The organism is Candidatus Aquicultor sp., assembly GCF_054640775.1.
The window spans coordinates 1-6,139 of record NZ_JBTSLF010000153.1; the positions used below are offsets into that span (position 1 = coordinate 1).

Annotated in this window: 1 protein-coding gene; it reads left to right on the forward strand. The window is 58.9% G+C overall.

Going from position 1 to position 6,139, the window contains the following annotated elements; all coding sequences use genetic code 11:
• Positions 1 to 6,139: ELWxxDGT repeat protein (locus ACYC56_RS11355; protein ID WP_461374295.1), on the forward strand; the 6,139-nt coding region annotated here is incomplete at both ends.

Below are 6,139 nucleotides of genomic sequence, written 5' to 3' on the forward strand. Positions count from 1 at the left end.
GGCGACGGTCTGGATGATCTGCTCATCGGCGTCAAGGGGTTCAAGGTGGATCCGGTTCCCGATCCCCGAAACGGCTGGGCCTATCTGCTGGGCGGTCGTCAGACACCCGCCAACACCGGCATCGGAAGTGTCACCAACGGCAATGCGCTGAGCGACGACACCGTCATCGGCTCGGCCTGGACGGCTTACGGTTCCGCCGGCATGACGTCCCGCGCTGTATTTGCGTTAGCCGGGTCGAACAACAACCTCTGGTTCGAGGCGAAAGCTGTCGGGTCCGGGTTCAATGACGTGCTGATCAAATTTGTCATGGATTCTTCCATTTCGGATCCGGCGAAGGCGGAATTCACCGACGCAGCTACAGACATCCTGACGATAAAGATCAGAAATCGTTATGCCACCGCCAATGACGTGATCAACGCGGTGACCAATAACGCGGAGGCCGCCGGTTTCAGGGCCAACTTCACGATTGGTCTGACGGCGGAGCAGGTGATGAACCTGACCGACCACGCCGGATTCAGGGTTTATGACGCCAGCTTCGGCGCGGGTGTTTACGCGCTGGGCGATCTGAACCGCGACGGGTACGATGATTTCGCTGTGAGCAGAACCCGTGAGGATGCCGGTTCTGCTCTGGGCAGCCTGCTGGTCTTCTACGGCCGGAGCAGTTACGGCGCCGGACCGGCGGAAGCCGCGGATGCCTCCAACACCGCCGATGTCCGCATCCAGCAGGCCACCGCAGCCGAGATTGGCGCCACTTCGCTTGTCGCCACGCTCCAGGCGTCGGCCGGCGATATCGACGGCAGCGGCACCCTGGATCTCATCATCGGCCAGACCGAGGTCACCCGGATCAGCACCGTTTCAGATAATTATAATGCCAATGAGATCCTGAGCCGGAATCAACAGGGATCCGTTTACATCTTCAAGGATTTCGCTGAAATCGAATTTAGCCAGAGCAAGAGTATCACGCTCGCTGCGGCCAATCTGACGATGGATGGTGAGGGCGAGTACGATCAGTTCGGCATTCTCTCCGCTACGCCGCAGATTGATCTCGACGGCGACCGGATTGACGATCTGCTCCTCGGCGCGGCCATGATGGACGGCCAGTTGGACGGAGCGAAGAAGGATGCCGGTCAGCTTTACGCCATCTATGGTCATTACCAGCAGTACGAGATGCCGACGACCGGCTACGCGATCCTCACCAACCGCGTCATCACCGGCTCGGGCAATTTCCTCGTCGATACGGGGATCGGCCGGCCCGATCAGTTCTACGATCCGGATCTGGACGGTGACGGCATCCTCGATTCGACCCGTTACACGCTGCTGCCCGGAGAGGGCCAGAAGTGGTACCGCTTCACCACGCTTGGCGACGGACAGCTCGGCACAATGATCCGGCTGACGCCTGCCGCCTCGGCGGGCATGACCACCCGCCTGCCTGCCTATGACGGCGTCATCGAGGGCGGTCTCATCGACGTGAACGGCATAACGGCCAACGGCGAGTTATTCCTGGTCCCTGCCCCGGCGACCGCGGGCGACACCTTCAGCATCGTCTTCCAGTCAGGTGCGCTCAACGTTTCTTATGAGGCCGGAACAAAGACATTGACCCTGACGATGCCGGTCGGCACCACCGTCAACCAGTTGATCGCCGCGATCAATCTCCAGGGGAGCTTCAAGGCCGCTCTGGCGGGTACGAGCAACACCGGCGCGGGTGTTATCGCTGATCCCGATGCCGTCGCCCTTGACCAGACGCTCGACCTGAACCTGATTCTTTCCGGAGAGGGGCTGGAGATTGGACAGGGCAAGGTGGCGATCCTCGAATTCGACCTGACGCCGTATCTGGCCTACATGGACGATCCGGAAGTTCTGGCCCGGGTAGCCCTGCTGCTGACCGGCCTCTCCGGCGAGTCGGTTACGCTCCCCGCCAACGTCTCCCAACTGACCGTGGTTGGTGGCAACCGCATCTTCTTCACGGCGCTCAACGCCGACGGTGTTTATGAAATCTGGGGCAGCAACGGCGCCGCCGCCGGCACCTTCCTGCTGAGCGCCGTCGGCGGCACGCCGGCGAACCTTGTGGATGTGGACGGCGCGCTCTATTTTACCGTGAGCGGCGGGACTATCAGCGATAATCTCGGCACCACCAAGGCCGATCACCTCTGGCGTGTGGCGGGCAACAACCCGGATACGATGACTATCGAGTTTGTCGATGAGTTTGACGAGGCGCCGACGTCTGTTGCCGCCGTAGGAAGCAAGCTCTATCTGCTCATTGACGGCAACGTGCGCGTGGACGGAGATTATCTGCGTTATGGCGGAAACATCCTGGAAAATGCCGGCGAACTGACGATGGTCAACGTGGGTGGAACAACCGAGACCCTGTACTTTGTGGCCGATTACGTGAACATCCCGACGCTGTTCGCCGCGACTGCCTCAACGCCAGCCTTGGTGGGCACATCCATCGCGTTGACGGGGGCGAGATCGCCCTACGTCTATGTCGATGCATCCGGCAAGGAAATCGTCTTCTTCAAGGCGCCTAAGGACGGCAATACGGTTCTCTGGTACGCCGAAGGCGCTACAGCCGTCACTGTTTACGATGCGAACAGCCGCAGCCTGAAAAATCCAGGCAATTTCACGCTCTTCCAAGGATTGTTGTACTTTACGGCGGACAACGGTGCTTCCGGGACCGAGCTGTGGAAGACCGAAGGCGCCACGTTCACGCTGATCGACGTCAACAGCGGCGGCTCGGCCAATGTGGACAACCTCTTTGTTTACACAAATGGCACCCCTGCTACAACGGATGATATCCTCTACTTCAGCGCCAACGGCGGCGCCAATACCGGAACCACGGCGTGGAACAACAAGGGCGCCGAGCTGTGGAAGACCGCCGGCGCCTCCGTGTCACTGGCGGCCGACATCTTCACAGGGACTGCGTCCTCTAATCCCGGCGAGTTTGTCGAGTACGGCAGCGCTGTCTATTTCGCGGCGACGGGAAGTACTGTAGCAGGGGAGGAACTCTGGAAGACAGTCCCCGGGACCGGCGAACACACGCTTGTCAAGAATATCTACACCGCCGATGACAAGAGTTCCTCGCCGCAAAATCTTATCGTCCATGCCGGCAAGATTTACTTTACCGCCGCCGATGCCGCTCACGGGCGCGAGCTGTGGGTCAGCGACGGAACGCCTGACGGCACCGTCCTGTTCAAGGATATCTACAGCGGAGCCACCGATTCCGGCATTGATGATTTCATCGTTTACACCAATGGCACATCTGCCACGAACGACGACGTCCTTTACTTCACTGCCAACGATGGTCTCAACGGGATGGAAGTATGGATGCTCGGCACCGGCGCGGCCACCGTCACACTTTCCCCGCCGGGCGACGACAACGATATCGTGCTCACCAGCTCCAGCCAGGAGGGCGGGGTGACGATAAAACTGGTGCATGACGACAGCCTTGCTGCCGGCGCGGCCGATGCGACCGGCTGGTCGTCGGTTGACAGGACATTGACCGTCCGGATCGACAGCGGCGTGACCAAGGCCGAAACGGTGATTGCTGCAATCAATGCAACCAGGGTATCCAGCGGTCACGGTCTGACAGCAGCTCCAACGGGTGATGCCACAAGCGACGACGGCACGATCAACACACTCCCGGTTCCGACCGCCAGCGGCGTGGATGCCACGCCCGTTTCCTATCCGCTGACGATGCCTGGCGCCGACAACGACATCCGGCTGATCGGTGAAATTGGCGCTGACTACTCCGGGCTTACGGTCAAAATCATCGACGACGGCCCCAACACTTACGGGAGCGTTGCTGAAACGACTGATTACAAGGGCGCCTGGGACGAGTACCATGCCAATGCCGCGTATGCCTCCAAGGTGCTGACGATCTACATCGAGACGGGTAAGACGACCCGGATGGACGTGATGCGCGCCATAGGAACCGCCGATATCCCCAACGACGCCATACCGTTCACCGCCGAAGCCGCCGTTGAACTGAATAATGATGCTGAAGGCAAACGGATCCACGGTACCGTTGGCGTCGCGACCCGCACCGATGGCGGCAGCAACGGTGTCAACTCCTCGGTGGTTATTAATGCCGCCGGCGATCACAATGCCATCCGCTTTGTTGCCAGGACGGCGGGAACTGCTGCGGATGGTCTGCGGGTATTCTATCTTGATGACGGAACTGAGTCGGGTAACAGCGCCACAGTGAGCTATAACAGCACGGATAAATTGCTTACCGTGAAGATCGACAGCGATTCCACGACGGCCCAGACCGTTATCACCGCCGCCAACGCCCTGGTGCAGAACAGTTTCAACACAACCTATCAAGCCGTAGCCGTAGGCCCGGGCGCCGTGGTTGGCGCCGCGGTCGGTCTAACGAGTGGAGGGACGGACGTTGCGAAAGCCTCACTGCTGGTTGCTCCGACTGGAAGCAACAACGATGTCATTTTTGAGGCGGAGAATAATGGAGCATCTTATAACGGTATGGGGGTCGTTTTCATCGATGACGGGTCCATCTTAACAGCCGACGCCGTTCCCTACTGGGACAATACCAACAAGCTGCTCATCGTGGTCATCGAGAGCGGCACGACCACGGCTGAAACCATCATCGGAAAGGTGAACGATACTGGGTTCGCCGATAACGATATGACCACTTTCCGGGCCTCCTACCTGGCCAAGCGAACGGGAGATGCGACGACCGATAACGGTGCCGTCGTTCCGACGGCCACCGCATATGTCACTGCCGGGGGTGTTGCCAGCTCTACCAAGTCAACCGTCACTATCGATACCACGGGATCCGACAACGACGTCGTGATCAGCGCTAAGGCCAACGGCGACAATAACGGCACTATCGTGCTCTTTATTGACGACGGATCGATGACCTCCAACGACGCCGCCCCGTATTGGGACAGCGCTTCCGAAATCCTGACCGTGCGCATCAAAAGCGGCGTGACCACCGCCCAGACCGTCATCGACCGGATCATGACCTTCACTTCGACTTCGATGACCGCCTTCCGCAACACCTACGAAGCCGCAGCTGCCGCCACGGGAATCATCACCGCGCCCACTGCGAAGACTGAAAACGGCACAGAAGGATCCGTGAATGTTTCTGACGTAACCGAGGGCGGTTTGGCTGAGATAGCCGCGTTGGCAACGGTATCGGGGATCAACTTTACGGCCAGTCATGTGGGTAGCCTGTACAACGGCGTTGCCGTAAAAATCGTTGCCGATGCAAACATGGAGGCCGGCAAGGCATTTGCCACCTACAGCGGCTTGACGAAGACTCTGACCATCCTGATCAATGGAACGAGCCAGCCCACCCAGCAGACGGTTGTGGAAGCCATCGCCAACGCGACCGGTCTTTACCCCTATGCAATGGTTCGTGTGGCGACCACAGCTAATCTGTCGGCCAGTTACACTGGCAGCAATACCCTGACGGCATCGGCCAATGGTTTAATCACGCTTGACGGTATCGATCTGGCACTCAATGACCGGGTGCTTGTGAAAAACCAGACGACGGCTTCGCAGAACGGGATCTATACGGTGACCCAGGTGGGTGTTGCAGACTCTGCACCGTATATTCTGACCCGGGCAACTGATTTCGACGCTAATGCGGAGATCAACTCCGGCGCCTTTGTCTATGTCGGAGAGGGTACATCACAGGCAAAAGAGTACTGGGCGCTTACGACGACAAACGCGTCAGGCATTGTCCTCGACGACAACCTCTACTGGAGCGAGCTCACGACGGCAAACGCCGGATTCAACCTGCATGAGGCAGCGCGGGTCGCTACGACAGCTAACCTTTCAGCCACTTACTCCAGCAATGTCCTGACGGCGACGGCAGATGGCGCGATATCGATCGACGGAGTCAGCCTTGGCTTGAATGACCGCGTCCTGGTCAAGAATCAGACAGACGCTAAACGTAATGGTATTTACATGGTCACGCAGGTTGGCGACAGCAATGATCCGTACATGCTGACACGTGTGGATGATTTCAATCAGATCAGCGAGATTGCCGTCGGCGCCTATGTTTATGTGAGGGAAGGAGGCACGAACGCGGCGAAGGGCTGGTCGCTTACCACGACAGGGTCGATTACACTCGATACAACGAACCTGACCTTTGACGCTTACACCTCCGATATCGTCG